At 47.5% G+C, this 4,510-nt stretch carries 3 protein-coding genes; all 3 read left to right on the top strand.

Going from position 1 to position 4,510, the window contains the following annotated elements:
• Nucleotides 1-1,921 (top strand): VCBS repeat-containing protein (locus tag EYO21_00015; GenBank protein HIB02203.1); only part of this gene is annotated, 1,921 nt, incomplete at its 5' end.
• A 6-nt stretch (nt 1,922-1,927) separates the two neighbouring features.
• Nucleotides 1,928-3,997 carry a type II and III secretion system protein gene (locus EYO21_00010; GenBank protein ID HIB02202.1) on the top strand — a complete coding sequence of 690 codons (2,070 nt, stop codon included), beginning with the start codon at nt 1,928-1,930 and terminating at the stop codon, nt 3,995-3,997.
• Nucleotides 3,998-4,123: 126 nt separating this feature from the next.
• Nucleotides 4,124-4,510, top strand: a 387-nt coding sequence (locus EYO21_00005; GenBank protein HIB02201.1) for a hypothetical protein, incomplete at its 3' end; no start/stop codon positions are given.

The raw sequence follows: 4,510 nt of genomic DNA, 5'->3' as shown, positions 1-4,510 counted from the left end.
ATATGATTTTGATGAAGACACGACGGTGACAGTTGAAGAGACCCATATTTTTGATATCTCTAAGCTGGGTTCCCGGGTGATAGGGGAGTGGAACGTTACATCCGCTATTGAAGGTGGGTCAGCGGTTGATCTGACAAACCTCAGTATGAAATACACTTTCGAAAATGATAGCAGTGTAACCTTTTCACGGACGGAGGCGACCACGGATGGTATTGATGTCGGTTATGCGTCTGTTCCTGCTTTTGTGGATATTGATCAAGACGCGGATGCCGATCTTTTTGTGGGAAGCCTGGACGGTACCATAAAATATTTTGAGAACACGGGTACTAGCATGAGCCCTGTTTTTTCTGAGAAGTTAGGGACCAGTAATCCTCTCAACGGTGTGGTGGTAAGCGGGTGGGCTTCTCCCACTTTTGTGGATATCGATGGGGACGGTGATATGGATACGTTTATCGGGCAGGATGACGGTACCGTCAGCTACTACACAAATGGCGGTTCCAGTTCCAGTCCATCGTTTTCGGAAGTATCCGGTAATGACAATCCTCTGAATGGTGTGGATGTTGGCTATAACTGTGTACCCAATTTTGTTGACATTGATGGTGACGGTGATATGGATGCTTTTCTAGGGGGTTTTGATGGGTCTACCAACTATTACAAAAACACTGGAAACAGCACAGCTGCAACTTTTACAGCCCAGGCTGATGATTCCGAAGTTGCTAAACTCGCTGTGGAAGCTAACCACTCAGCGCCTGTATTTGCGGATATTGACAAAGATGGAGATTTGGATGTATTTGTCGGTGTCGGTGATGGAACAATTAAGTTTTTTACTAATACAGGTAACAGTAATTCTCATTCATTTTCAGAGCAAACGGGTGAGGATAATCTCTTGAGTGATGATATCGGAGCAAACGCTGCGCTGGATTTTCAAGACATTGACGGCGATGGAGATTTGGACCTGTGTGTTGGCGAGTATGATGGTAATGTTAATTATTATAAAAATAGCGGTTCCCCAAAAACAGCCACCTTTGTGTCTCAGACTGAAAACTTTGGTGCCAATATTACAACTACGAGAGCCGGCGGTTGGATATATAAGGATGCTACAAAGCTGGTTCAGGTGGCTTTCTATGACACCTCAGGCGGCGAGGTCGAAACGGGTACTGTCTCTTTCGATACGGACAGCCTAACCATTCCCGTCAGCTCCTACATGTACTGGAAGACTGACAAAAGAGACGTTACCTTTCAGAAAACTGCACACGTCACTGGTTTTTCGGCTCCCGCCGATTCTGTTGTTTCTTTGTCAGGAGGATGGGGCTATGATAAAGATACTAATCTCCTGTCCGTCATGGTATTGGGGCAGACTGAATCCGGTGCGGTCAGTTTTCATACTAAATCATCAACGGTGCCCGTTGGCGCTTTCATGTATTGGGAAAGCAGTGACCGAGGAACTATCTCTTTTGTAAAAACAGCCAATGTTTCAGGTGCGAATGCCACCCCTGATTCCGTAGTTACATCCGCCGGCGGCTGGAACTGGGATATAGGTACCGGTGTCCTTTCCGCCACCATTATGGGTAAGCAGCTGTCAGGGCCTGTCACCTTTGAAACGGAAGGGCCGGTAGTCCCTGTCAACGGTTTTATGTACTGGAAGACGGATCAGGAAGGGAATTTGACCTTTAAAAAAGAATCAAATGTCAGTGGCTCCAGCACATCTATGAAACTTTCTTTGGACGCTACCAGTGGTTCACTGGATATACATCATGTTTCCTCCACAAGCAATATAACCGTAGAGATAGCTGACAGTTTGAGATCAAACTTTCGGGTAGAAGGCCTTTTTATTCCCAGTAGCAATAAAACCAGTGGGCTTATTTCGGCAAAATTCCAGGACCTTTTTGTGAAGATTCCCATAACTATCGTTAACCGCTAACTCGTTGTGAAAAAGTTTCTCAAAACTCTTACTCTTCTTATGATACTCCCGCTGGCGCTGGTGGGACAATCGATGCGGGATTTGGAATACCAAGTTATAAAGCTCAGTTATGTTGAAGTGGATAGGGCCCTGGCCATTCTTAAGACAGTGGGCTATACGGTGGTTGAATTTAAAGGCGGCAAAGGCGAGCTGGCGGGAGAATACAGTTTTACTCCAGTTATTAGCCCTACACTTAATATCAAGGAATTGCCCAGGAAAGATAAAGATATACTCCCCATCATCATCAAGGTGCCAGACACCGAGACCGTCAGTCTGCTTACACAGGAAAAAGGGAAATCGGCCAAAGGTAAAAAAGCGGAATTGGGCCTTGATCTCGCCGGAATCCCCATGCTAGGGGCTACCGCCGGCGCCCCTCAGCAGCAGATCCTCGTCGGCTATAATCCCGACGATTTTGAGCCGGTGGCGAAACTTCTCAATCTGCTGAATAATAAAATTGACATCCCCGCGGCACAGATCCAGATCGAAGCGTTGGTCATCGAAATTGACTCCGATAGACTGGACGCACTGGGAGTCGATTTCGGTGGTGCTCAGGGAGGCTTAACGGGCCAGTTTCCGCCGCCCAATCCAAGTACCGGGGCGTTTAATCCTTTCTCGATAGTGTTCGATAGGACAATCCTCGGCACAGCTACAGATTTCAACACTCAGCTCCAGGCCCTTATCAGCATCGGCACCGCCGAAATTCTATCTCGGCCCTCCGTGCTGGTACTGGACGGTCGACAGGCGAGGATTCAGGTGGGCCAGCAGATCCCCATCGTAAAGACCACCAGCACGCAGACAGCAGTTTCAAAATCTGTTGATTACATCCCGGTGGGTATTGTCCTCAACCTCAGGCCACGGGTGAGCGCGGATCTGACTCGGATCACTATCCAGATCGAGACCATCATCACCGAGACGGAAGAGCGTCTCGGCGCGCTGGCCGCCACTTCGGGTGTTCAGGAGGCGCCTCTCATCAACAACCGCAAAGTGCAGTCGTTTGTCCGTGTGACTAACAACACGCCCTTCATCGTGGGCGGACTCATCTCCAAAAAAGAGACCGAGCTGATATCTGGCGTTCCCATTCTCTCTTCCATTCCGTTCTTTGGGAAGCTCTTCCAAAGCTCCACCATAGAGACCAAGCGTAAAGAGGTCATCGTCGTTATTACACCACACGTTATTACCGAACTGGGCAGCAACTTCAGCCGCGTTATCCCCTTGGACTCAGACATATTCAACATTACCGGCAATCTACTCTTCCAGAACAACTACCGTGTTAAAAACGCCGACATTTACGACCTCAGTTTCATCTATGAAAGCCCTGTTTTCATGAAAATGCTTGAGGATGTGGCCACCGCCGCTGAAATAGACAAGACGCTGGCAATGACACAGCCGTTCAAGGGACTTCTCGAGGGGGAAATTCCCGGCGAGGCGATCCTCGTGAGGAGGATGATTTATGAAATCATCAGAAATCATAAATACTACGAGTCTATTGACCCTAAGAAGGTGATCTTCTTCATGCAGTCCCAAGATGACCCCGCCGGTTTCGATGTGAAGGGCCTTGCGGGATATATCAAGGATATTGCAAAAAACAATGCATTAAGGCTGAGTTATTCAGTCCATGAAAAAGCCTCAGCGTCGAAACCGTTCGTGCAGCCTACGGCCGACTTGGAATACATTCCTGCCAGCCGTGGATTCAACTACAAAAGCGAGCTGGAAAAGACAAACATCTATGGTGCCACATCAGAGGAGGACGTCTTTACTATCATAGTGAAAGATGCCAGTCATGAGCGGCGTCTCTATGAAGTGCTCATCATGAAGAAGTTATTGGATATCAATCCTGATCTCAAACTTACTCTCAACTATTTCAAGCCTGGCATCGACATCCTCTTCCCGGCGCCGGAAATCCTAGAGAAAAATACCCACGTGGTATCCAGGGACGTGGCACGATATTTCTATGAAGTAAACAACTATTACGGTGTGTTCGAGAAAGAATTCAACCGAGAAACCGCCGCAGTAGGCCGTTTGCTTGAAAATCGGTAATTCGCGAAAAAAAAGGAAAAATGTGACACAAATCATTGATTTTGACAGATGAAAAGGTTATCTTGCTTTCAAGCTCGAGGTAATTGTACCTCTACCATTAACATTAAGAAGGGGAAAATCATGAAAATGATAAAACCGATAATGGCGTTTATGTTTGTTTTTGCTCTCATCCTGCCTGTACAGGTTTTTGGGCAGGACCCGCCCCGTTGTGAGTTTCACCAGGTGGATTTTAATTCACAAGAAGAAGCAGATGCGCATTTTGATCCAGCGCTGAATCCTGTATGTCACGATTGCGGTATGACCTTTGGTGGCGAGCAGGAATTAGTGGCCCATGAGATGGCTGAGCATCCGCCCCGTTGTGATGAGCACGATATTACTTTTGCCTCACACGAAGATGCGGATCAGCACTTTGCTGATGAGCATCCACCAGTTTGTCCCGTATGCGGTGAGAGTTTTGGTAACTGGGATGAAGTAAATGCCCATGAGATGGCTGAGCATCCGCCCCGTTGTGAT

It is taken from the genome of Candidatus Neomarinimicrobiota bacterium (genome assembly GCA_012964825.1).
Taxonomy (GTDB): Bacteria; Fidelibacterota; Marinisomatia; order Marinisomatales; family S15-B10; genus UBA2125.
This window is presented reverse-complemented; position numbering and strand designations above follow the sequence as displayed.